The sequence below is a fragment of the Flavihumibacter sp. CACIAM 22H1 genome (assembly GCF_001601815.1).
Lineage (GTDB): Bacteria > Bacteroidota > Bacteroidia > Chitinophagales > Chitinophagaceae > Flavihumibacter.
In genome coordinates, this window is the sequence record NZ_LUKG01000073.1 from 1 (window position 1) to 24,935 (window position 24,935).

At 46.4% G+C, this 24,935-nt stretch carries 21 protein-coding genes; 7 read left to right on the top strand and 14 right to left on the bottom strand.

Annotated features, from left to right (window positions below):
- Positions 1-4: 4 nt before the first annotated feature.
- From A1D16_RS16895 to A1D16_RS16930, 8 genes are all read right to left on the bottom strand, one after another.
- Positions 5-1,837, bottom strand: a complete 1,833-nt coding sequence (locus A1D16_RS16895; RefSeq protein ID WP_290711652.1) for a cbb3-type cytochrome c oxidase subunit I — start codon at positions 1,835-1,837, stop codon at positions 5-7.
- Between the two features lie 28 nt (positions 1,838-1,865).
- Positions 1,866-2,933 carry a cytochrome c oxidase subunit II gene (locus tag A1D16_RS16900; RefSeq protein WP_290711654.1) on the bottom strand — a complete coding sequence of 356 codons (1,068 nt, stop codon included), beginning with the start codon at positions 2,931-2,933 and terminating at the stop codon, positions 1,866-1,868.
- Between the two features lie 71 nt (positions 2,934-3,004).
- Positions 3,005-4,225 (bottom strand): quinol:cytochrome C oxidoreductase, encoded by a 1,221-nt coding sequence (locus A1D16_RS16905; RefSeq protein WP_290711656.1) that lies wholly within the window; start codon positions 4,223-4,225, stop codon positions 3,005-3,007.
- Between the two features lie 35 nt (positions 4,226-4,260).
- Positions 4,261-4,908, bottom strand: a complete 648-nt coding sequence (locus A1D16_RS16910; protein WP_290711658.1) for a cytochrome c — start codon at positions 4,906-4,908, stop codon at positions 4,261-4,263.
- A gap of 21 nt (positions 4,909-4,929) precedes the next feature.
- Positions 4,930-5,523, bottom strand: a complete 594-nt coding sequence (locus A1D16_RS16915) for a DUF3341 domain-containing protein (RefSeq protein ID WP_290711660.1) — start codon at positions 5,521-5,523, stop codon at positions 4,930-4,932.
- A 50-nt stretch (positions 5,524-5,573) separates the two neighbouring features.
- Positions 5,574-7,016 carry an NrfD/PsrC family molybdoenzyme membrane anchor subunit gene (gene nrfD / locus A1D16_RS16920; protein ID WP_290711662.1) on the bottom strand — a complete coding sequence of 481 codons (1,443 nt, stop codon included), beginning with the start codon at positions 7,014-7,016 and terminating at the stop codon, positions 5,574-5,576.
- Positions 7,017-7,100: 84 nt separating this feature from the next.
- Complete coding sequence (locus tag A1D16_RS16925; RefSeq protein ID WP_290711664.1) at positions 7,101-10,253, bottom strand: TAT-variant-translocated molybdopterin oxidoreductase; 3,153 nt, start codon at positions 10,251-10,253, stop codon at positions 7,101-7,103.
- Between the two features lie 65 nt (positions 10,254-10,318).
- Positions 10,319-11,566: a c-type cytochrome gene (locus A1D16_RS16930; RefSeq protein ID WP_290711666.1), complete on the bottom strand. Its 1,248-nt coding sequence runs from the start codon at positions 11,564-11,566 to the stop codon at positions 10,319-10,321.
- A gap of 201 nt (positions 11,567-11,767) precedes the next feature.
- Between A1D16_RS16930 and A1D16_RS21750 the strand changes: the two genes are divergently transcribed.
- The 5 genes from A1D16_RS21750 to A1D16_RS16950 are packed head-to-tail and all read left to right on the top strand — an operon-like array spanning position 11,768 to position 15,590.
- Positions 11,768-12,142, top strand: a complete 375-nt coding sequence (locus tag A1D16_RS21750) for a DUF6787 family protein (protein WP_366206965.1) — start codon at positions 11,768-11,770, stop codon at positions 12,140-12,142.
- Positions 12,084-12,665, top strand: coding sequence for a phosphoribosylglycinamide formyltransferase (gene purN / locus A1D16_RS16935; RefSeq protein ID WP_290711689.1), 582 nt, complete (start codon positions 12,084-12,086; stop codon positions 12,663-12,665). The genes A1D16_RS21750 and purN overlap by 59 nt, the downstream gene beginning before the upstream one ends.
- Before the next feature lie 41 nt (positions 12,666-12,706).
- Positions 12,707-13,480 carry a hypothetical protein gene (locus A1D16_RS16940; RefSeq protein WP_290711668.1) on the top strand — a complete coding sequence of 258 codons (774 nt, stop codon included), beginning with the start codon at positions 12,707-12,709 and terminating at the stop codon, positions 13,478-13,480.
- A gap of 33 nt (positions 13,481-13,513) precedes the next feature.
- A complete protein-coding gene (locus A1D16_RS16945) occupies positions 13,514-15,043 on the top strand; it encodes a serine hydrolase (RefSeq protein WP_290711670.1) in 1,530 nt (509 codons plus the stop codon).
- 7 nt (positions 15,044-15,050) lie between these two features.
- On the top strand, positions 15,051-15,590 hold the full coding sequence (locus A1D16_RS16950; RefSeq protein ID WP_290711672.1) for a hypothetical protein: 540 nt from the start codon (positions 15,051-15,053) through the stop codon (positions 15,588-15,590).
- Between the two features lie 2 nt (positions 15,591-15,592).
- Here the strand turns inward: A1D16_RS16950 and A1D16_RS16955 are convergent, their stop codons facing one another.
- Positions 15,593-15,802 carry a DUF2892 domain-containing protein gene (locus A1D16_RS16955; RefSeq protein ID WP_290711674.1) on the bottom strand — a complete coding sequence of 70 codons (210 nt, stop codon included), beginning with the start codon at positions 15,800-15,802 and terminating at the stop codon, positions 15,593-15,595.
- A gap of 206 nt (positions 15,803-16,008) precedes the next feature.
- Between A1D16_RS16955 and A1D16_RS16960 the strand changes: the two genes are divergently transcribed.
- Positions 16,009-17,142 carry a dipeptidase gene (locus A1D16_RS16960; RefSeq protein ID WP_290711676.1) on the top strand — a complete coding sequence of 378 codons (1,134 nt, stop codon included), beginning with the start codon at positions 16,009-16,011 and terminating at the stop codon, positions 17,140-17,142.
- A gap of 1 nt (position 17,143) precedes the next feature.
- On the top strand, positions 17,144-18,964 hold the full coding sequence (locus A1D16_RS16965; protein ID WP_290711678.1) for an ABC transporter ATP-binding protein: 1,821 nt from the start codon (positions 17,144-17,146) through the stop codon (positions 18,962-18,964).
- Here A1D16_RS16965 and A1D16_RS16970 read toward each other — a convergent pair.
- From A1D16_RS16970 to A1D16_RS16990, 5 genes are all read right to left on the bottom strand, one after another.
- Positions 18,933-20,930: a dehydrogenase E1 component subunit alpha/beta gene (locus A1D16_RS16970; protein ID WP_290711680.1), complete on the bottom strand. Its 1,998-nt coding sequence runs from the start codon at positions 20,928-20,930 to the stop codon at positions 18,933-18,935. The two genes, A1D16_RS16965 and A1D16_RS16970, sit on opposite strands and share 32 nt — an antisense overlap.
- A gap of 6 nt (positions 20,931-20,936) precedes the next feature.
- Entirely contained in the window at positions 20,937-21,278 is a 342-nt protein-coding gene (locus A1D16_RS16975) for a phage holin family protein (protein WP_290711681.1), read from the bottom strand.
- A 23-nt stretch (positions 21,279-21,301) separates the two neighbouring features.
- The gene (locus tag A1D16_RS16980) at positions 21,302-23,545 is read right to left on the bottom strand and encodes a TonB-dependent receptor plug domain-containing protein (RefSeq protein WP_290711683.1); all 2,244 of its coding nucleotides are present in this window, start codon (positions 23,543-23,545) and stop codon (positions 21,302-21,304) included.
- A 57-nt stretch (positions 23,546-23,602) separates the two neighbouring features.
- Entirely contained in the window at positions 23,603-24,181 is a 579-nt protein-coding gene (locus A1D16_RS16985) for a DUF4251 domain-containing protein (RefSeq protein ID WP_290711685.1), read from the bottom strand.
- 119 nt (positions 24,182-24,300) lie between these two features.
- A partial coding sequence (locus A1D16_RS16990) for a formylglycine-generating enzyme family protein (RefSeq protein ID WP_290711687.1) occupies positions 24,301-24,935 on the bottom strand: 635 nt, incomplete at its 5' end.

A 24,935-nucleotide genomic window follows, 5' to 3' on the forward strand; every position in this document is an offset into this window, starting at 1 on the left:
TTTATCAATGCTTACTCTCCGGGCTCTCATTCTCTGATATAGGTTCGGTTTGCGAAATGAAATCACGGCCATCTTTACCATAATCATAGGCCCAGCGATGCACTTCAGGAATCTCTCCCTCCCAGTTACCGTGGCCCGGATTAATAGGTGTTGTCCATTCCAGGGTGGTAGCTCCCCATGGATTCTGTGTCCGTACTTTCCTTCCTTTGAATATGGAATAAATAAAATTGAACACAAATAATAACTGAACCGCAAACACCATCATTGTAATAATAGAGATGAACCGGTTCAACCCATCAAACTGGTTGAAAGAAGCCCATCCGCTGAAATCGAGGTAGCGGCGTGGAACCCCGGCCAGGCCCTGGTAGTGCATGGGCCAGAAAATCAGGTAAGCACCCACCAGCGTTACCCAGAAATGGATATAAGCCATGGTATTATTCAGGTAACGACCATACATTTTGGGATACCAGTGGTAAATACCGGCAAACATTCCGAAAAAGGCCGATACCCCCATTACAATATGGAAGTGGGCGATCACAAAATACGTATCATGAAGGTGTATATCCAGTGTAGAGTTACCCAGGAAAATACCTGTTAAACCACCGGAAATAAACAGGCTTACGAACCCGATTGAAAACAACATACCCGGGGTAAAGCGGAGATTACCTCTCCAAAGGGTCGTAATCCAGTTAAATACTTTAATAGCGGAGGGTACCGCAATCAACAGCGTCAACAATACGAAGAAGGCGCCGAGGAAAGGATTTAACCCGGTTACAAACATGTGGTGTGCCCATACCAGGAACGCCAGAACGGCAATCGCAAACATGGATCCCACCATTGCCATATACCCGAAAATCGGTTTTCTTGCATTGGCCGCCATTACATCCGATACCAATCCCATGGTAGGAAGGATAATGATATATACTTCCGGGTGACCAAGGAACCAGAACAAGTGCTGGTACAAAATAGCGCTACCACCTTCGTTCGGGAGTGCTTTTTGTGTAGATGCCAGGAAAATATCCGACAAATAGAAGCTGGTGCCGGCATGGCGGTCAAACAGCAATAATATAAATCCAGATAAGAGTACCGGGAACGATAACACACCCAATACCGCGGTAAAGAACAATGCCCAAATGGTCAGCGGCATGCGGGTCATGCTCATACCTTTTGTCCGCATATTCAGGATCGTAGAAATATAGTTCAGGCCGCCAAGGAGTGAGGACACCACGAACAGGGCCATGGCAATCAACCACAGATCCATACCAATTTTCGATCCTTCCGACGCATCGCCCAACGCACTTAATGGCGGATAAACCGTCCAGCCACCACTTGCAGGGCCGGTTTGTACAAATAAGGAAGATACCATAACAATACTGGCCAGGAAGAAGAACCAGTAACTGAGCATATTCATAAATGGAGACGCCATATCACGGGCTCCCAATTGCAGCGGAATCAGAAAATTCGCGAAGGTTCCACTCAAACCGGCCGTTAATACAAAAAATACCAGTACCGTACCGTGCATGGTGGTAAGGGCATAATAGAATTCCGGTTGAATTTTTCCTCCGGCTGCCCATTTACCCAGGATATCTTCCAGGAACGGGAAGGTTTCATTCGGAAAACCGAGTTGCAGGCGGAAGAGTACCGAAAACAGTCCACCGATAATTGCCCAAATCATACCTGTTATAAGGAATTGCTTGGCAATCATCTTGTGATCCTGGCTAAACACATACTTCGTTATGAAGGTTTCCTTGTGGTGATGACCATGGTGCTCATCATGATGAACCTCATGCGTTGTCATCGCTCCCGCATGCTCATGCAAATTCACTTCTTGGCTCATAAAAATCTATTTGTTTTTCGGTACGACCTTAGTTTGAATTGGATCCTGGAACAGAAGCTGCTGCGGTCACCGTGCTGTCTGCTTTACCAGCAGCTGGTGTTGCGGGCTTTTCTTCCAGTTCAGGATTAGACATTACATAATTAGGTTTTTGCTTCGCCAGCCAAAGCAGGTATTCTGCCTGCTCAACCACTTTCACAATCCCTTTCATGGAATAATGCCCCTTACCGCACATCTGATCGCATGAAATTTCATATTCAAAATCAGGGTTTCCTGTTTTTTCTTTCATCTGCGCAGTGGTATACTTAGGGGTAAACCACATAGTGGTAGGTGTTCCCGGAACGGCGTCCATTTTCATCCGGAAATGTACCAGGCCCACATCATGTACCACATCACGGCTGTTAATAACCAGTTTAACCGGCTTACCAACAACGAGGTACATAGCTTCGTTCGTTACAATATCATCATGGGCTGCTTTATCGTCCCAGATTAATCCCAGCTGGTTCAATTTGCCCTCATCAATATTCTGATAGTATTTTTTGCCGAATACCTTATCCTTTCCCGGGTAACGGTAAATCCAGCCAAATTGCTTTCCGGTAATTTCTACTACGTTTGCTTCTTTCGGCGCATCACCGGTTATCTTAAACCAGTAATACAAACCAAACCCTACCAGAACGGTTAACGCAATAGCAGGTATTACCGTCCAGATCAATTCCAGTTTATTGTTGTGGGGGAAATAAAACGCTTTCCGACCCTCTTTATACTGGTATTTAAAGGAAAACCAAAACAGCAGAATCTGTGTAATTACGAATACAATACCTGTAATCGTAATGGTGATATACAACATGGTGTCAATCTTCTCACCATGGTCAGATGCAGCCTCGCCAAGGATTTTTCCTTTATACAGCTCATTGCACCAATACACCCCAATCAGGCCAAGGATCATGAAAGCCAGCAGCAGGAAACCATTGATTCGGTTATTCTGTTCAAAGGTTTTCTTTTCCCCTTTCAACACAGATACATATTCGCTGGCTTTTGCGATCTGGAAGACCACGATAAAACCCAACAACAGGATCGCAATGATTAATAATGTTGACATGTCTTATTCCGTGTTTATACAAAGTTTTGAATGAAAGCTTATATACTATGCTTTTGTTTAAAGATCTTCCCTTAGGTGTGGTGAATAATACTTTCCTTCAGGAATGGATGGTGGCGATTGATCAGTGAATGTTTGCTCAGCGCATTGCCGGTTGCCCACATTATTAACCCGATAAACCCGGCTGCTACACCAAAATCAAACAATCCCAGTTCAACATGCTCCTTGGATAAAGAGGCAATTACCATCTGGTAAAAATCGATCCAGTGACCAAATATGATCAACACCGCCATAAACACCAGCAGTGTATAATTCCGCTTGGAGCTTCTCCGCATCAGGATCAGCAGGGGAGCAATAAAGTTAATGATGAGGTTGAGGAAGAAAATTCCACGATAAGGCCCCTGCACACGATGCTTGAAATAAACTGTTTCTTCCGGTATATTGGCATACCAGATCAGCATGTATTGGCTAAACCATAAATAGGTCCAGAATACGGAGAACGCAAACATGAACTTACCCAGGTCATGCAGGTGCTCCTGGTTTACCAGCTCCAGGTATCCCTGGTTCTTCAGGTAGATCACAAAAAGAGTAATCAATGCCATACCCGCCACAAACGTGGAGGCGAATGTATACCAGCTGTACATAGTACTGTACCAGTGCGCGTCAATGCTCATCAACCATAACCAGGGAACAGTAGACGCTACTGTTAAACCAAACCATACCAGGTACAAAGAGCCCCAGATAGTATTCTTGAAAATATATTTTTTGCCTTCTTCAGGGCTTAATGGTCCACCATTATCCAGTTCACGGCTGATAGAACGCATTTTTGCACCCAGGAAAATCCAGCCAAGCAGGGTCAATACTGTCCATACAATAAAAAAGGTCGGATTCAAAAAACCTATTTTACCCATCAGGATATGATCGTTGGGATCAGGCGTTATCCAGTGGTAAATATGATGTTTATGACCCAGTACCAGCGACAACAGAATTACACCTGAAATAATCCCGATAGGAATTACGGCAGTGGAAATCGCTTCTGCAACTCTACGGAAGCTCATTTGCCAGCCACCCATTGCCAGTGTTGTGGCGCAGATGAAAAACATAGAAGCGTTTACGATCAGCAGGAAGAATACGCTGTTGTACAACAATACGCCCCAGAAGCGTGTATTAGCATGCTCATCACCCTGGCCATAGATGAAATATCCAGCAAGGATGGAAACCAATCCCACCGCCATCAAAATCATCGACCACATCTTGAACTTGGCAGGTATTTCAAATTTCTCTCTGAAAGACATTCTCAAAAATTTATCGTTTGGTCAAATTGGTTTTCTTATTTCATGGCAGTTGCCGTGCTGTCTGCTTTTACCGTTGCGGTGCTGTCTGCAACTGGAGCACCCGGCGTTTCTCCATTTTGTTTCATCCGGATATATTGGATAACCATCCAGCGCTGTTTAGGCGTCAGTTGAGCAGCATAGGATCCCATCATTCCCTTCCCGTAAGTGATGGAATGAAACATGGTTCCATCCGCCATTTTTTTCAAATCATCCGAAACCAGGTTCTTGGGAGCCAGTGGATAAGGGCCTTTACCGTCATTGTACAAAGGTCCGTTTCCGTCCAGTTTGGTACCATGGCAAATACCACAATTGATCAGGTAAATCCGTTCCGTTTCGGTATAGTCAGCTTCTGACAACCTGGCTTTCAAAGGACTTACCAGGGCAGCCGAGTTTACATAGGTGCCGGCTGTATCCTTCAGCATCTTATAGATTACTTCTTCTCCTCTTGCTACTGTTCCGGCAACCGGCATTGCATTGTAATTAATGCCTTCTGCCTGTAATTCGCGGTTATCGTTATAGGTTTCAACAGCCCGGCTATACGCCATATCCGGCATATAAACCTTACCTGGAGTACGCTTTACGTCGCTGCAGCTGCTGATTACTACCGCTCCGATGGCTACCGCTATGATGGATATTTTATTCATGTTCCTGAATTCTTCTAGAAGTTATGCTAAACTGTTTTCAGTGGGGGTATCGTAGAGCTTTTGTTCTTTTGCATACCTGCCCAGCCACCAGCCATCTTCGGCCACCTGTACATTAATTTCTTTTGCACCTACCGTTTCCAGAAATGCCTTGGCTTCGTCTTCCTTGGTTTTGGACGTGCATTCCAATACCATTACAAACAGATCATCGGTTGCTCTGGCATGGAAATGGTGTTTTTTTACAAAGGGCGCCAGCTGGCACAGGTAACAGAAGGTCAGTACCATTCCCACGGCAGAAAAAAGTACCGTTAACTCGAATGTAATGGGAATAAATGCAGGCAGTGGAAAATGGGGTTTACCTCCAATATTCAACGGCCAGTCTTTATTGAATACCCAACTCATAAAAGTAAGTGCCGTTGTAGTTCCGGTAATTCCATAAATGAAACCGGCGGTATGCAGACTTGTATCACGAAGTCCCATTACCTGGTCCAATCCGTGAATTGGAAAAGGTGTGTAAACATCGTGAATTTTATAGCCGGCTTTGCGCACTTTCTTCACCGCGGGAAACAACACTTTTTCGTCGTCAAAGCATCCAACTACGAATTTCTTTTTTGCCATTTTATTTCGAATTCTTTGTTGTTAATTTTTTCATCTCAGCGATCAGACTTCTAATGGTGTGCATTTTCATGTGTGAAATGCTCCACCGTTGCTTTTTCTTCTTCTCCCATATTCGCCTTATAACTTTCCCCGTTTTTCTTCAGGATATGTTTAATCTCGGCAATTGCAATTACCGGGAAGTATTTTGCAAAGAGGAAGAAACAGGTAAAGAACAAACCAAAGGTTCCCAGGTAGAAGCCTACTTCCCATAAGGAAGGCGTATAATAGGTACTCCAGCTACTGGGCAGGTAATCACGATAAATAGAGGTTACGATAATTACAAAACGTTCGAACCACATACCCACGTTTACGATAATACTCATGAAGAACGTGAATAGAATATTCCTTCTCAGTTTGCGGAACCAGAAGAACTGGGGTGCAATTACGTTACAACTCATCATCAGCCAGTAACTCCAGGCATAAGGAGTACTGAGGTCATACCTGTTTTTAAAGGCAGCCATTTCATAAGGGTTCTGGCCATACCAGGAAATAAACAGCTCCGTGATATAGGCAATACCTACAATGGAACCCGTTAATACGATTACCTTATTCATTACCTCTATGTGTTCCATAGTGATATAGTCGTTCAGGTTCAACACCTTACGGGTAATAATCAGGAGGGTTTGCACCATCGCAAATCCGGAGAAGATGGCGCCCGCAACGAAATAGGGCGGGAAGATGGTAGTATGCCAGCCAGGAATAACAGAAGTGGCAAAGTCGAAGGATACAATCGTGTGTACGGATAGTACAAGTGGTGTACTTAAGCCGGCTAATACCAGCGAAAGTGCTTCATGCCGCTGCCAGTGCTTGGTAGAACCGGTCCAGCCAAAAGCCAGTACCCCGTACATATTCTTTCTCCATTTTTCCTTCGCACGATCCCGAACGGTCGCCAGATCCGGTAACAGACCCGCATACCAGAACAGAAGTGATACCGTGAAATAGGTAGAAATCGCAAACACGTCCCAAAGCAGGGGAGAATTAAAGTTCACCCACAATGGTCCACGGCTGTTGGGATAAGGCAACACGAAGAAGGCCATCCATACCCGGCCCATGTGGAAGATCGGGAACTGGCCCGCACACATAACCGCAAAAATGGTCATCGCCTCTGCCGCACGGTTTACACCGGTACGCCATCCCTGACGGAACAAGAGCAGGATTGCCGAAATAAGCGTACCAGCGTGGCCGATACCTACCCACCAAACGAAGTTGGTGATATCCCAACCCCAGCCAATGGTCTTATTAAGGTTCCATTCTCCAATACCGTACACTACCTCACGGTAAACGGAATACACTCCAAACAGCAATAGAAGCACGGAAATGGTGAATCCGATCTTCCAAAGCCGGGAGGGGGCCGCTTCAATGGGTCGTACGATGTCTTCTGTTACATCGTGATAAGTCTTTGCACCTGTTACCAGTGGCTCCCTTACTTGCGATTCGTATCTTAATGATGCCATATCGTATAAGCGTTTAGCGTCGGCTCTAACCCCTTCGCTTGTTGGTTTTTATTTTTTTTGTTCTTTCCTCTCTTTCACTTCCCCTTAATGATGCCCGCCTTCTGCCGCGCCATGTCCTTCTCCCATAAAATGAGGTTCTCCATATTGGGTATGTGCACTGATCTCACCGGTATTCCGCACTTTAGCCAGGTAACTCACATTTGGTAACACGTGGATCTGTTCCTGTACATAGAAAAGTCGGTTCTCATTCTCTGCGCGATGTTTAGAAACCAGGCTCTCTTTATTGTTAACGTTTCCAAATACGATGGCATCTGCCGCACAAGCCTGTTGACAAGCTGTTTTCACATCACGGTCTTCCAATGGACGGCCGGCTTTTTTAGCAGCCAGTTTTCCTTCCTGCAAGCGTTGCACACAGAATGAACATTTTTCAATTACCCCCCTGCTACGTACGGTTACATCCGGGTTCAGCACCATGCGGGTAAGGTCATCGTTCATCATGGTAATCACCTCATTTTCTCCCTTACCTCCTACCTGGTTATCGGCAAAGCTATCTGCACCGGTATAATCAGCCCAGTTGAAGCGACGTACTTTATAAGGACAGTTATTAGCGCAATATCTTGTTCCGATACAACGGTTATAGGTCATCTGGTTCAACCCTTCCGAGCTGTGGTTGGTAGCAGCAACCGGACAAACGTTCTCACACGGAGCATTGTCACAATGCTGACACATCATTGGCTGGAATACTGTTTGGATACTGTTCGGATCATTGGGGTCGCCGGCAAAATAACGGTCAATCCGCAACCAGTGCATATCGTGTGCACGCAGCACTTCCGGTTTACCTACAACAGATACGTTGTTTTCTGCTGTACAAGCCACTACACAGGCACCACAACCATAACAACTGTTCAGGTCAATACTCATACCCCATTTAATACCCGGTTTATCGAAAACCGGATAAATGGTTCCGTCTTTTTCATAATTCTCCAAGCCGCCCCAGGGCTCCAGTTCCTTTTTGCGGGCATCCAGGATCTTGGTCGGATTTTTTACATAATCTGCCAGGGTGATTTCTTTTATTACCTCGTACCGTCCTTCATAACTGCTATGGGTTTGGGTAGTTGCAATTTTATATTCACCGGCCGCTTTTTCAACAGTTACCGCAGCTGTACGCTGAAAAGTAGTACCATTAAAGCTGGTCAATGCATAGGCATTTTTTCCTACGCCAGCAGCTGCTTTTCCGATTGCTTCTGTACGACCATACCCAACTGCAACAGCAATGGTATCGGCCTGAACACCTGGTATAATCAATACCGGCAATTCCATTTCTTTGGCGCCCTGTTTAACCTTAATCAATGGCTTTTTCGGGAAGGCCTCGTATTCGTCTGCCTGGGTGGCATTGGTAATATCAATTCCAAACATGGACTTACCAAGCGATGGAGAAACGATTGCATAGTTGTCCCAGGTAGCACGGGTAATAGGATCGGGCGTTTCCTGTAACCAGGGGTTATTAGACTGACGACCGTCTGTAAACGTAGCTTTCTGATAAATTACCAGTTCCTGTCCGGATGTTTTTTTACCGGCTACTGCAGCCGTTAGCGCAGCAGCAACACCCGCCCCGTTAAAACTGGGGAAACCCATTACCATGGCAGGTGATTCCACCACACCATCCTGTAGGGCTTTCAGGTAAGTTGGTTCACCACCTAAACGAGCAGTCCAGAAATTTTTGAAATAATCTGCATAGCTGGTGGTATTACCGCTCCATTTCAGGAGGTTATCCTGCCATTGTCTTGTTTTGAACAGCGGCGCAATGGTAGGCTGTAACATACTGATATAGCCAACTTTATGTTCTGCATCTCCCCAGCTTTCCAGGTAATGATTGGCAGGTAATACATATTTGCACAGTTCGGTTGTTTCATCCATTTTCTCATTGAAAGAAACGGTTACCCGAACCTTTTTTAAGCCGGCTTTGAATTTTTCTGCATCGAAATAATCGTAGGCAGGGTTGGCATCGTAGATCAATAATGCACCTACCGAACCGGCATTCATTTCTTCTACCAGTTTCACAAATTCTGCGTCGATGCCTGCATAGTTCTGCAGTTTATTAACCAGGTTTACGGTTGTTCCGAACGCACCAACCGCCTCATTAATGGCATTTACAATTAATTGAACATTCACATCATTGCTTCCACTCACCACCAGGGCCTGTCCTTTATTAGCGGCCAGGTCCTTAGCGGCCTGTTCAATTCCTTTTTTCAAAGCGGCATCCGAAATGCCGGATGCACCCTGGCCATTAATGGCTCCAAGCAATGCAGCGGCAACAGCACCGGATTCAGATGGGCGGTGTGTAAAACGCTCATCCGCATTTGCCCCGGTCATGCTTAACATAGATTCAAACTGGTAATGTTTGCTCATGCCCGGGTGCTTGGGGTCTACTTTACGCCCCTGGGTATAGCCGTGCTGGAATTCCACGGGATTCAGCCAGGTACCTAGAAAATCGGCCCCAAGGCTCACAATTATTTTTGCTTTTTCAAATGCATAGGAAGGAAGCAGGCGGCTTCCGAAGCTGGCTTCATTTGCCAGCAACATTCCACTGTAGGAAGTGGCATCGTACTGAACATGCCGGCTACCGGGATATTTTGCCAGGAATTCCGCAATTACTGCCTTGGAGGAAGGCGAATTTACCGTGCTGGTCAGTAACACCAGCGGCGCACCATTTAATCCGGCCAGCGCCTCTCCTACCATTTTATCAAATGCATCAAACGTGCTTACTTCTTTTTTTTCGGCCAAGGGGTAACGCAGACGAGCGGTATCATAAAGATCCAGTACCGATGCCTGTACCTGAGCAGTGGTAGCGCCTTTTGACCAGCTCGATAATTCATTTCCCTCAATTTTGATCGGACGCCCGTCCCGCACTTTCGCTACTACCGGAATGGCTGTACCACCCGCCACATAGGTTGTGGCATAATAATTAGCGATACCCGGAATAGCATCAACCGGACGGTTAACAAAGGGAATCGCCTTTTTTACAGGCATTTCACAACTTGCCGCTACAGCAGCAGCTGCCGTGCTGAAACCTACGTATTTAAGGAAGTCGCGGCGAGGTGTAGTAGCAGAACCCAGGCCTTTGTCATCCAGCCCTTCAAAGGGAAGGTCTTCTTTGAACTCGTCCTGTGCGTTTTGCTGATGTGCTGCTGAGTTGGTCAACTCTCCGAAACTTTGCCAGTACTTTTTTTGCTCCATATACCAAACCCCGGATGGGGTGCTGATTTTGGTGATAAAAAATGGTTTATTGCGATGCTATTCTATTAATAGTGACATTTCTGACACTCGGTGCCACCGATGCTTTCAACGGTTACACTATCCATCTTTCCACTCTTAAGATCGTTGTGGAATTTTTCGTAAATGCTGTAGAACTTATTGTCTTCAAACTGCACTTTGGTTTCCCGGTGACAGTTGATACACCATCCCATGCTCAGGTCAGAATACTGGTATACTTCACCCATATTCTGGATATCTCCATGGCAGGTTTGACAGGCAACCTTACCCGCTTTTACGTGCTGGGCATGGTTGAAATAAACGTGGTCGGGCAGGTTATGAATTTTCACCCACTCAATTGGTTTAGGTGCATTCACATATTTTTTCTGATCCGGATCCCAGCCAGTGTAGGAATACAGTTTCTTGATTTCTTCTGTACCATTTACTTCAGTTCCATCTTCCCGGTACAGTTTTTCTGTTCCTGTATATTCATTAATAGCCATATGACAGTTCATACAGGTATTCAAGGAAGGAATATTGGCGTGTTTGCCTTCCTGCGCACCGCCATGGCAGTACAGACAGTTGATCTGGTTGGTGCCGGCATGTACTTTATGGGAATAATAGATCGGCTGTTCGGGCTGATAATTTTTAGAACGGCCCAGCCCTACTGCTCCCTGAATAGTAAAATAACCACCGATAATGAATAAAACTACCGCAAACAGGGCTATATAGGCTTTGTTCCGGTAAAAGGGAACCGGCTCGTAAGAAGGTATTCCATCTTTTTCATCGCTCAATCGTTTCAGATTGGCATTTACCTGTAATAAAACCAGTACAATTATTGCCAGGATCAGTGTTAATACGCCGAAAATCAGGGAGTTATCACTAGCAGCTGCTTTTGCATTCGGGTCTCCCTCCACCGGCTTCTGGGTGGCAGGATCCGGTACTGAATTGATATAGGTGAGCATTGCGGCTATTTCCTCATCGGTCAGATTCGGAAACAGGTTCATTGCCGTCTTATTCCACTGGTTGTATAAATCGTTGAAGTATTTATTACCCGACTTGAGCACGGCCTGGTTATTGCGTATCCAGGCATACAGCAATTTCTGATCAGGTACCCGCTCTTCAATACCCGCCAGTTTGGGACCGGTTAAATTTTTGTGTACCGCATGACAGGAAGCACAATTCTGTTGAAATAAAGCCTTTCCATCCTGCGCAACTGCTGCCTGATCGAAACAAAGCACGGTCAAAACTGCGAGAATCAGAGCAAATCTCTGCACGATCGATCTATAGTGAATCATAAGCTGGAAATATCGTTGGTAATGTTAAAATGCCTCAATTCGGGGGCAAAAATATGACACGTTATTGACAATCTATCAACATGATCCATTTTTTTTTAGCTGCGCAGTGCTTGCATTTCAACGAATTGTGCAATTTTTTAATTGGTAATTCACTGGTATTTCTATACACAATTGTTCAGCTTAATCCAGTTTCTTTGCACCATGTTTGAGAAACTGCAACAGAAATGGAAGGTTGGCGGATGGCAATTAACCGCTGTTCTCTGCACTTTTGCTATCGGAGGCAGTTTAACCGGCATAACCGGCCGCCGCATTCTGCACTGGCTGCCTGTGGAACATCCGGTTGGCTGGACAATCCTCTATATTACCGTAATGACACTCATCTGGCCCCTGATGGTATTAGTGGTTAGTATCCCGTTTGGCCAGTTTCCCTTTTTCCGAAATTATTTATCCCGAATTTTCCGCAAAATGAAACCAAGCCCCTCCCCCGATCCGGCTGCTTCCCCTCCCCACCCTGTCCATAGCCGTATTTGCCTCCGGTACCGGTTCCAATGCCCAAAAAATTATCGACCATTTTAAAGAGCACCCCCAGGTACGGGTAGCCCTGATCGTTAGCAATAAATCAACGGCGGGTGTATTAGATAAAGCCCGGGAAGCCGGAATACCAACCTTATTGATTGAAAAAGAAGCTTTTTTCCGCGGAAATGCCTATGTGCCAGCACTACAGGCAGCCGGTATAGATTTTATCGTATTGGCCGGTTTCCTATGGAAAGTTCCCGCTGAGCTCATAAAAGCCTATCCTGCACGTATCATTAATATACACCCTGCCCTCTTACCCAGCTATGGCGGTAAAGGCATGTACGGCAATTTTGTGCACGAAGCGGTAATTGCTGCCCGGGAAAGCCATTCCGGTATTACTATTCATTATGTAGATGAGCAGTATGATCATGGTGCAACTATTTTCCAGGCCAGCTGTCCGGTGCTTCCTGATGATACCCCTGAAACACTGGCCGCCCGTATTCACCAGCTCGAGCACCAGCATTACCCGAAGGTTATTGAAGAATTACTTCTTACACAAGTCGTTAAAAATCAAAACAGCTGACAATTGTTTCAGGTTTTGGTTGTACCCTTGTAAACCCTAGCATGAAATGGTACTGCTCCATATTAGTATTGTTTTGCCTGAACCTGAGCCCCTGCCTTCAGGCCCAGGTTCGCGTAAGCGGTACTGTTTATGAAATGAACAAACTCTTTCCGCTGGGTTCGGTAAGCGTACTAAGCACCAGTGGCAGGGGAACGGTAACAGATTCCTCTGGCCGATACAGCCTTGTGCTGGCTGAGGAGGATTCTATTTATTTTTCTTACCTGGGAAAACCTACCCCCAAATATGCGGTCAGTAATATTCCCTCCACCGCACAATTTGATATCTCTCTGCATGTAAATGTTACCACCCTTCGTGAAATAAGGGTTATGCCTAAAGACTACCGGCTGGATAGTATGAAAAATCGCGAAGATTATGCCAAGGTCTTTGATTATAAAAAACCCGGGCTGGCACTTTCTTCCGCCAACCCGGCTTCCGGAAATTTCGGGGTAGGCCTTGATATCAATGAACTGATCAACGTATTCCGCTTCCGCCGGAATAAAAGTATGGCGGCATTCCAGCACCGCCTCCTGGAAGAAGAACAGGATAAATACGTGGCCTATCGCTTTTCCCGCGCCAAAATCATTAAAATTACCGGTATCACCGGACCGGAACTGGATACTTTTTACCGATATTATGCCCCTCCCTATGAAGCTGTGGTGGCTGCCAGTGAATACGAACTGCTCGATTACATGAAAAAAGCAGGGGAACAGTTTAAGCGGATCCGCTCCATGGGCGGAAAAATTTCCGGCAGAAGGGAAGATAACTGGTGGGAATAATAACCCTATTTTTAGCAAGAAAAATTACTGTACATGAAAAGGTTTCCCTGGGTCATGCTAGGTTTTTGGTTATTGGCTGCAACAGAAAGTTTTACTCAATCTCCCGCCTCCCGAAATTTTCTTAAAGACAGCCTGGATAGCTATGTGTCGAAGGCAATGGAACAATGGAAAATTCCCGGCGTATCAATAGCCGTCATAAAAAACGGCGAATGGCTGGTACTGAAAGGATATGGAACCTGTGAAACAGGTAGTACCACGCCTGTTAATGAACATACTATTTTTGGAATCGGTAGCAATACCAAGGCATTTACCGCTACAGCCCTTGCCATGCTCGAGGCCCAGGGCAAATTATCGCTGAACGATAAAGTAAAAAAATGGATTACTGATTTCCAGGTCTACGATAGCTGGGTAACCAAAGAAATGACCATCCGTGACCTGCTTAGCCACCGTATGGGTTATGAGACTTTCCAGGGCGATTTCATGTATTTCGACTCGGATATAAGTTACCAGGAACTGAAGGAAAAATTCAGCCTGCTGAAGCCTTATTATGGTTTTCGCTCCAGATGGGGGTATACCAATGCCGGTTATGCCCTGGCCGGAGAAATTATTCAAAAAGCAAGCGGCATGCCGTACCGCGAATTTATTACAACGCAGATCTTTCAACCGATCGGCATGACCCATTCCATTGCAGCTTCTGAGCAGTTCAACACCGCAGCCAATATTTCCAAAGCCCATACTGTGGCAGAAGGACGGTTAAAAAAAATCCCCTACGGGAAGCTGGATAATATGGCACCTGCGGGGGCTATCGGGTCCAGCGCCTATGATATGGGGTTATGGGCAAAAACCCTGCTGGCAAATGGAGAGTTGGACGGTAAACGCCTGCTGGCCAAGGCGGCCGTACTGAACCCTATGGAACCCCATTCCATTTTGGGCAGTGGATGGCATCCTTTTAACCGCGCACAGTTTTACTTGTACGGGCTTGGGTGGTTTCTGCAGTCTTACGAAGGCAGAAAACTGGTGGAACATACGGGTGGCGTAAACGGTTTTGTAACCAGCTTCACGCTGGTACCAGGTGAAAACATCGGTATTGTAGTACTCACCAATACCGATTCGAATGGCTTTTATGAGGCTATGAAATGGGAGCTGCTGGATGCCTGCCTCGGCCTCCCCTTTCGGAACTATACTGCCAGCGCTTATGAAGAACATGCAGAAAGTGAAAGAGCAACCGCTGATTTTTTAACAGCAAAACGCGACTCTATTGCTCGCAATCCAAAACCAGCGCTTCCACTTGCCGACTTCGCAGGCACCTATAAACACGAAATTTATGGCACTATGAACCTGCAGCTCGAAAAAGGGCAACTGGTTGCCCGCTTTCAACACCACCCTGGCAGATTTGCCCGGCTTGGGGCCCTGGGTGGTAACCGTTTCTTCGCCAGCTTTAATGATGCACTCTTTGGGCAGAAAGTTTGGCCCTTTACCATAGCAGATGGAAAAGTAAAATCTGTTACGGTAACCGTTGCAGATTTCGTTGAATTTACCCCTTACGAATTTTATAAACAATAGAAAAGCTATGGAACAACTGGTATTAGGAATTGGAACCCGCCTGCAACATACACAGTACGGTCCGGGAGTAATCGTAGGCCTTCGCTACGCAACCTACCTGATCTCCTTTATCAATCATGGAATCAAAGAAATTGATAAAAACGATGAAAAGCTGGAAGAAATAATTCCCGAAAACCTGAGCGAAGAAATTGAAACCCATTCGGAAATAGAAAAATCCCTGCTTAAAATTCTTCGGTTATGGAATGGCGTTAGCGAGGTGGTTCCGTTGGGCGATCGATGGAAAGGCGGTACCATGGTGCTACAGCCCGGAGATGCTTCCCTGAAACCCAAGGATCTGCCCATTGAGGTATTCTTCCATAAAATTGTGATGCTGCGCGACCGGCTACGCGTACTGGAACAACAAGTCAATGCACACAAAGTACTAACCGACGAAGACAAAGTAAACCTGCAGCAATATATTACCCGCATCTACGGCACCCTTACCACCTTCAATGTCTTATTCAAAAACAAGGAAGACTGGTTCACCGGCGAAAAAAGCAGTGAGTAGGTTTATACTTTTTTGGTAGTACAGGTATTCCATCCCAAAACGGTGTAAAGCGGGCAAAAACCAACCAGGCTGGTTAGCATAAATACAGCGCCTATTATGGCCAGTACCAGCCCGGCAGTACCGGTAACTGTACCGGAAAAATAGAGGTATCCCAATACGATAGCGGCAATAATGCGCAGCAAGCGGTCTGTACCACCCATGTTCTTTTTCATATACTGTGTTTGAACAATGAAGCTAATCAGTATTCCATCAAAACCAGCTGACCTGGCTCAGTTTTGCACTTGAGTTTTCTCCGGTCAGCCGGATTCGGTATATTGATGTAATAATAGAACGTATGCGCCTGAAAATAGCTCCTTGGTTTTGTTGCCGGACGGTCCTTTTCTCCTTAAGCCTGGCCTGCCTGTTACCAGCCGGGCTCATGGCGCAGAAAAACCTGCACGAGAAAAGTATTGTAGTAGATACACATAACGACGTGTTGTCCAATGCCACATTAAAAGGGTTGAATATTGAAGAAGACCTCAGTGGCAAAACCCATAGCGATCTGGCCCGGTTCCGGCGCGGAGGAATAGATATTCAGGTTTTTTCCATTTTCTGCGATGAACGTTTTGGCGCAGGTACTGCCTTTAATCATGCCCTGCGGGAAATCGACTCGCTCGACGCCATCGTTGCAAGAAATCCGGATAAGATGATGCTGGTCAATTCCATGCAGGATCTGCGCCTGGCTGTACGTCAAAAAAAACTGGGCGCGATGAAAGGGGTAGAAGGGGGCCATATGATCGAAGACAAACTGGACTACCTCGACAGTTTATACAAGCGGGGTGCCCGTTACCTGACCCTGACCTGGAATAATTCTACCTCCTGGGCCAGCTCTGCCTGGGATGAAACCTATCTCAATAACCAGCAGCCTAGTAATATTGAAAAAAAAGGGCTCAGTGATTTTGGAAAGCAGGTGGTTCGGCGCATGAATGAACTGGGCATGATGGTAGACCTGAGTCATGTTGGTGAACAAAGCTTTTACGATGCCATAGCAGTTTCTGATAAACCGGTTATTGCGTCGCATAGTTGTGTTTATAACCTGTGCCCGCATCCCCGTAATCTTAAGGACGACCAGATACGGGCTATCGGTAAAAACGGGGGCGTAATTTTTCTAAACTTCTATGCAGGATTTATCGACAGTACCTATAACAAAAACAAAGCGGCTTTTATTGAAAAACATAAAGGGTTTATAGATTCCCTGCTTCAGGAAAAGCTGCCCAGTTATGAAATAGATGGCTATCTCACTGCCAGGTTCCCCGAAGAAGCAGAAGCTTTGCGCCCATCGATGAACCTGTTGCTCGATCATCTTGACTATATAGTACGGCTGATTGGTGTAGATCATGTTGGGTTGGGCTCCGATTTTGATGGCATAGAACTTGCTCCGCAGGACCTGGATGGGGTAGAAGATATGCCAACTATCACTTCAGCCCTGATTGTGCGGGGCTATAGTAAAAAAGATATCCGTAAAATCCTGGGCGGCAATTTTATCCGCGTATTTAAAGCGGTGAGTAAATGACATGAAAATATTATGGAAATACCTGCAACCCTACCGGGGTTGGGTCTTTCTGGCGCTTGGACTTGCTGCCCTTGCCCAGATATTCGCTTTATACGATCCGGTTATTTTCGGACAGGTAATCGATACCTACGCACTGAACCCTGAAAATCTATCGGAAAAAGAACGTACCAGCGGGGTTATCTGGTTGCTGATACTGGCCATAGGGGTGGCATTGCTGGCTCGCATTGCTGCCACTTTTAAAGATTATGTTGTACGGCTGGTAGTACAGAAATTCGGCATGCAGATCTTTAATGATGGTTTGCGCCAAACCCTTCGCCTGCCGTATGATGGATTTGAGGACCAGAGCAGCGGCGAAACCTTGTCTAAATTGCAGAAGGTACGCACTGATACAGAACGATTTATTAACTCCTTTATCAATATCCTCTTTTCCACTTTTGTAGGCATGAGCTTCCTGATCTGGTATGCCATTACCAAACACTGGGCACTGATACCCGTATTTTTAATTGGGGTATTGCTCCTGGGCGGACTTACATCCTTACTGAGCCGGAAAATTAAAACTATTCAGCGGCAGGTAGTGCGGCAAACCAATGTAATGAGTGGCAGCATCACCGAATCGATCCGCAATATTGAACTGGTTAAAAGCCTGGGACTTACCTATGCCGAAATCAGGCGGCTCAGGGAAAAAACACAACAGATTTTTGAACTGGAAATGATGAAAAACAGAAAGGTTCGAAGTTTATCCTTTCTGCAGGGAACTACTTTGAACCTGCTCAAACAATCCATCCTTTTTATCCTGCTTTGGTTAATATTCAGAAATGTACTCACCACCGGCGAACTGATTTCCATGCAGTTTATTTCAACTGCTATTATCGGCCCCTTGCAGGATCTGGGTAATATTATTCTGCAATATCGGGAAGCCGAAGCCTCTCTCCAGGTTTTTAATACGTTGATGATGAAAGAGCCCGAATACCGCCCGGAAGAACCGGTTGATATTCATGCCATCGAACAACTCGAATTTGACCGGGTCAGTTTCCGTCATAAAAAAGCCAGCCAGAATGCAGTAGACAATATCAGTTTCCGGGTTGGATTGGGCCAGACCATCGCATTTGTGGGCCCGTCCGGTTCCGGAAAATCAACCCTGGTAAAACTCCTGGTCGGACTCTACTCGCCCGTGGAGGGCGATATCCGGATAGACGGTATTTCCGTACGACAGTTGCGCTATAACCGGGTTCGCCGCCAGTTGGGTTTTGTAACGCAGGAAACCCAGATGTTTTCAGGAACCATCCGCGATAACATGTTATTTGTTAAACCGGATGCAACCGATGAACAGATTTACGCTGCAATGGAAAAAGCCTCTTGTGCAAACCTCGTTGCCTATTCCCAAAAAGGCCTGGATACGGTACTGGGAGAAGGCGGCAAACGGGTATCGGGCGGAGAAAAACAACGGCTTGCAATTGCCAGGGCCTTGTTGCGAGAGCCCCGCCTGCTGATTTTTGACGAAGCTACTTCCGCGCTGGACTCTATCACCGAAGAAGAAATTACCGCTACTATCCGTGATATTTCAGCTACCCATAAACAGATGACCATCCTTATTGCCCATCGCCTTTCTACCATTATGCATGCCGACACCATTTTCGTGCTGGAAAAAGGAAAAATCACCGAGCAGGGAAAACACCATGAACTGCTTGAACAGAAAGGGCTGTACTACGCCATGTGGCGGCAACAGATCGGCGAAAGGGATCCTTTGGTAGTAAGTCCTGTTTCCAAAACGGCCTTCGATGCGGAGGAAATCAGTACCGCAGCAGACGATCAACCGTTGTAGCCAACCTTGCCTTTGCCAGAAAATTCTGTTCCAGTGCAGTATTAAAAGGTACCGGTGTATCAAGGGAAGCACATCGCAGCACAGGCGCGTCCAGTAGTTCGAAGCAGTGTTCACCTATCCAGGCACTGATCTCTCCGCCAATACCGCCCGTTAGGGTGTCTTCATGTAATACGATAACTTTTCCCGTACGTTTTACGGATGCTTCTATGGCCGCGTAATCGATCGGCAACAGGCTGCGAAGATCCAGTATATCCATCCGGATATCAGGATGCGCTTCGGCATATTCTCTAGCCCAGTGAACACCTGCACCATAAGTGATAATGCTGATATCGGTACCCTCCTGCACCAGGCGGGCTTTACCGATAGGAATGGTATAATAGCCCTCCGGAACCTCGCCGCTGATACTTCTGTACAAGGCCTTGTGCTCGAAAAAAAGTACAGGATTGGGATCTGCCAATGCGGCCAGCAACAACCCCTTCGCATCTTCAGGTGTTGAAGGATACACAATTTTCAGACCCGGGGTATGTACAAACCAGGCCTCGTTACTCTGGCTATGAAAGGGGCCTGCCCCCACCCCGGCACCCGTGGGTAATCGTACCACTACATCAGCCGGCTGACCCCACCGATAATGAAGTTTAGCCAGGTTATTGACGATCTGATTCAACCCCACGCTTACAAAATCTGCAAACTGCATTTCCACCATTGATTTGAAGCCCTCCAGCGATAAGCCCAATGCTGCACCCAGGATAGCGCTTTCACAAAGAGGCGTATTCCGCACCCTGTCTGTACCAAACTGCTCGGCAAACCCTTCTGTAATCTTAAATGCACCTCCATAAGCGGCAATATCCTGCCCCATAAGAATCAACTGCGGAAACCGTTGCATTCCTTCCTGCAACCCTTCCTTAATGGCATCAATAAACCGGAGTGATTTAGTGTTGAATAAAGAAGCGCCGGTATCAGTTGAACCGGTGTCGTGCTGGCTTGGCGCTACTGCATATACATCCTTTAATTCTTCCTCTGTATCCGGAACAACGGCAGCGGCAGCAGCAGCTGTTTGCAATTCCTGCTCAATTTCATTTTTCAGGGCTGCTTTCAGTTGCTCCATAACGGAATAGGTAAGTATACCTTCCAGCAGCAGCCATTCCTCGTATTTTTTTACGGGATCTTTTTCTGCCCATTGCGTAAATAATTCCGGGGGCACATATTTGATACCGCTGGCTTCTTCATGGCCCCGCATCCGGAAGGTCATACATTCTACCAGATAGGGCTTCTGTTCCCGGATACAGTAGTCCCGCACACCTTTAATGGTATCATACACTGTTAGCAGGTTATTGCCATCAATGCAAACCCCTTCCATTCCGTACCCTTTTGCCCGCTGCACCAGGCTTTCGCACCGGTATTGTTCCTGAACCGGCGTGCTTAGTCCGTATCCGTTATTTTCAATGATAAAAATTACCGGCAGGTTCCATACAGCAGCCACGTTTAATGCTTCATGAAAATCGCCTTCGCTGGTACCACCATCTCCCGTAAATCCCATGCTCACTTTTCCTTCCTGCCGCAGGCGGTGTGCGAGTGCAACCCCGTCAGCAATACTAAGCTGCGGACCGAGATGAGAAATCATACCACAGATATGGTGTGCCTTCGAGCCAAAATGAAAACTTCGTTCTCTTCCCTTACTATACCCTTCTTTTTGCCCCTGCCATTGCATGAACAACTTATTCAGCGGCATATTACGCGTGGTAAAGACCCCCAGGTTCCGGTGCAGCGGCATAATCCATTCATCCGGTTCAAGTGCAAGCGTGGCACCTACCGAAATGGCTTCCTGTCCGATTCCACTGAACCATTTACTGATTTTCCCCTGGCGAAGCAAGAGCAGCATTTTTTCTTCTATCATCCGGGGACGAAGGATCGCCTTATAAAACTGTAACAGCTCCTCCTGTGAAAGCGCTTTCGGATCAAAATGCATAGGTTATTATTTACGATCATCGGTGCCATGCAACAAAGAACTGGCAACTGAAAGGAGTATACTAAACAGCAAGGCCCACCAAAACCCATCCACTTTAAAACCTTCCACCAATTTGGCTGCCAGTAGAATAATAACAGCGTTGATCACCAGCAAAAACAGCCCCAGCGTAATAATGGTTATAGGAAAGGTTAGAATAACCAAAATCGGTTTTACAATTGTGTTCAGCAAGGCCAGCACCAAGGCTAAAATAAGCGCTGCAATAAATGAATCCATATGAACTCCTGGAAGCAGGTAGGATAATCCAAATGCAACCAGGGCGGTAATCAGCAATCGGCTCAGGAAATTCATGGTGATTATTTTCCTGAAGTTAATCAAAAAAATAAGCTCCATTTAATCCTTGCAAAGAAAGGCACACCCGGCGTATAGTGGATTTCGGTAACCGGGCTCGATTCCTGCGCAAGCCGCGATTCTGTATTAAACTGTGCTTCTCTCCATTCAGTATCAAACAGGTTTTCGATCTGCAGGCCCAGTGCCCAGTTCTTTCTTGTATAATTTACCAATACATCATTCACGAAATAACCCTCTGCCACCACCGAATTGTCTTCATTAGCCGGACGATCTTTCATAAAACGATAGCGCCAATTGATATCCAGTTGCTTTATTGGCTTAACAGAAATACCGCCGGTACTGGTAAGGTCCGGTGCTAAAGGAATATAAGCTGCCCCTTTCTCCTCCTCTATAGCGCGCGCCCTGGCATAATTGATATCAACATCCAGGTACAACCAGTTGAATGGTTGGTACCGTATTCCCAGTTCAGCGCCAAGCCGACGGGTTTTACCCGAGGGTTCAACAATTGCTGCATCGCCCACATACACAAATTCCTGTTGCATATATAGGTACCAGATGGCTGGCTGAAGGAGCAACTTCGGATGTAGTTTAATAATGGCGCCCAGGTCTGCTCCGTAGGTAGCAGGCAGAATTTCTTTGCCCTCTTGTGCTACCACCACCCTGGTATCATTGGAATGAAACCCTTTTCCCATTTTCAGGTAGCCCTGCCAGTTGGCATGCGGCGTATAGACCAGGTTTAACTTAGGGCTGAGTAGGGTTTTCTGGGCAGCTTGGGTTTGATAAACCGGTTGAAGCTTGTCGACATAATTGAAGATAAAATGATCTACCCGAAGCGCCGGAATCAGTTTCCAGTGCCCCTTTCTCCATTCAGCGGAACCAAAGAGCGCGGCATTGGTTTGGTCAATATCGCCCCTTGCAAAATATTCCAGCACTTCTTTGCGCTGCAGGGTATGACTAAGTTGAATATCGCGTATGGCATCGTGTCGCAGGCTCATTCCTGCCGTAAGAATCCAGTCTGCCTGATTGCCGTAAAGTTGTTTGGTATACCGATGATCCATGCCATAAATTTTTCTTTTTTCGGATTGATGGATCTGGTCACCATTAATGGGATCTTCCAGGAAAAAGGTGAAATTTGAAAAGAGGCTGAAGTCATACTGACTGAAATAGAAATTGGATTGCCAGTCTTCGCTTGCACTTAATTTACTGCGGTATTTGGCAGCGATATTACTGCGGGAGGTAGTTCCGCCTTCGGTGGGATCGATGGTGCCCCAGCGCGAAATCAACCCGCTTTTTACGGCCCGGTCTGGAATTTGGCCGGAGGCATCCCATTTGGAAGTAAAGGTGGAAGCCAGTACCTGCAAATTGGAATGCTGTCCGATCTGTACATTGTACTTAGCTAAAAAATTAAGGCGGTTGAAATTTTGTTTCGCCTCAAAAGGTCCATTGGAAAACTGGTACTCTCCTGCTATGTATGCATTGCTGGCCTGTTCACCTGTTTTTTCAAACAGGTTAAACATACCTACTGTGCGGAGGGTATTAAACTGGCCGGCTTCCAGTTTCAGCAGGTTACGATCAAGCCGGTTGAAGGTGCTGAAGTTCACATACCCCGCTGTAGAAAAATCACCTTCTTCTGCATAATAGGCGCCTTTCCCAAACTGGATATCTTTAATTGTTTCAGGAATCAGGTAATGAAGGTCGGCGTAGCCCTGACCATGTGCATGGCTTACCATATTTACGGGCATACCGTCGGTTGTTATGCGGATATCCGTGCCATGATCGATGTCAAAACCACGGAGAAAAATCTGTTCTGCTTTACCGCCCCCCGCATGTTGCCCTATAAATAAACCAGGAACTTTGCGGAGAATATCCTGTGCAGAGTTAACTGGATTTGTTTTAAGGTCGATTTGCATTACCTGTTGCAGGGCCCGCCTGCTATCATTAACCACTACCTGGTTTAACTGAACGGGTGCGGGCACCAGCTGAATGGTTAGAGAAGTGCTGGTCGAGCTCCAGCTAATGGTTTGCGGATCGTACCCGATATGTGTAATGTACAGGGTATCGGTAGCCTGGAATGTTTGCAGGCTAAAGCGTCCGTCCATACCTGAATGAGTATGAATACGCTGGCTCTTCAATTGAATAGTAGCGTCTTCCAGCGGAACATCGGTATCACGGGCAAGTATTCTGCCGCTGATGGTATATTGGGCACGAACGGAAATACAGCTTATCAATATAACTATTCCCAGGAGCAAGCTTGTACGACCAGCCATTTGCATAGAATTGGTTGAGCTGCAAACTTAGTACTTCGTGCTAACTTTGATAAGCACTTATTTTTGCGGAGGTAACGCGGTTATAGTACCCGTATAAGAAATCGTCTGGCGGTTGTTGGAATTGATCCGGAGGTCGGCTTTTCCGTTGCTGAAAATGATCAGGAAAACCTCCCGGATATTTGGTTCGTCTTTAGGTTGAATAGTAATTTCTCTGCGTTCACCTTTACCGGTAGTGCTGGTATAGCCGAAATTACGGGAAATAAACTTCATACCGTTATCGGTACTGCCGATGGGTGCCTGGAAGGCACGGCCTATATAGGGTAGATCACATTCGATCAATTCTTTCTGAACACGCATAAAATAAGTACCCGTAATAAGGCGCTGCCGCCCGCCCATTGGCCGAACGAATTCAAGGTTGAACTGGTAGTTTTGCTCATCTACCAGTTGTAAAACTTCTTCGGTGCTTAATTGCGGTAGCTGTGCTTTGGGTGTGCAGGCTGCAAAGAGAACTGCTATCACCAGGAATTGTAGTGTGCGCATGGTATAGTAGCGGGGTGTCTGGTTCCTGATTGGGTTAGCGGAAATGAAAACCAGCATAACCGATTCGCAAACCGGCAAAACGGGTTGTTCTGACATCTCCTGCACCCGGTAGTAAATGGTAAGTTAAGCAAAGATTCAAAGCGCCTTCACGAGGTAGCTGAATTTTTATGGAAAACCAAAGACGTCAGACAGCTATTCTAACACTGTGCCAACACCTATCTGACACCTCGGAACCCGACATGGCTCATCCCACTTTCAGGAGAGCTCGCCTGGCGGGCACTCGGGCGGTAACGCTGGCAATAGGAATCATGGCAAAGAAAAGAACCCCCTTTTTGAACCCGCAGCGGCATATTGGGCTGCGAGGGATCCCGGCTCACAGAAGGCCCTTTTGGATTATCTCGCACTTCACCCGGACCGCAGGATTGGTATAAATTTTTGTCGTACCAGTCCTGGCACCATTCCCATACATTACCCGCCATATCATATAACCCATATCCATTTGGCGCATACTGGCCCACCGGTGCCGTACCCGCATACCCATCCCGCTTTAGATTTTCAACAGGGAATTTACCCTGCCAGGTATTGGCATAGGTTTTCTCATCCGTAGGTGCATCATCCCCCCACACAAAATTTTTAGCCTCCAGGCCACCCCGGGCCGCAAATTCCCACTCGGCTTCCGTTGGCAATCGCTTCCCGGCCCAGTTACAATAAGCCATCGCATCATTCCAACTAATATGAATGACCGGATGCTGCTCCTTACCAGTAAGGTTCGAAGCCGGCCCCTCCGGATGTTTCCAATCAGCACCATGTATCCATTTCCACCAGCCAGTTATATCATTGAGGGGTACGC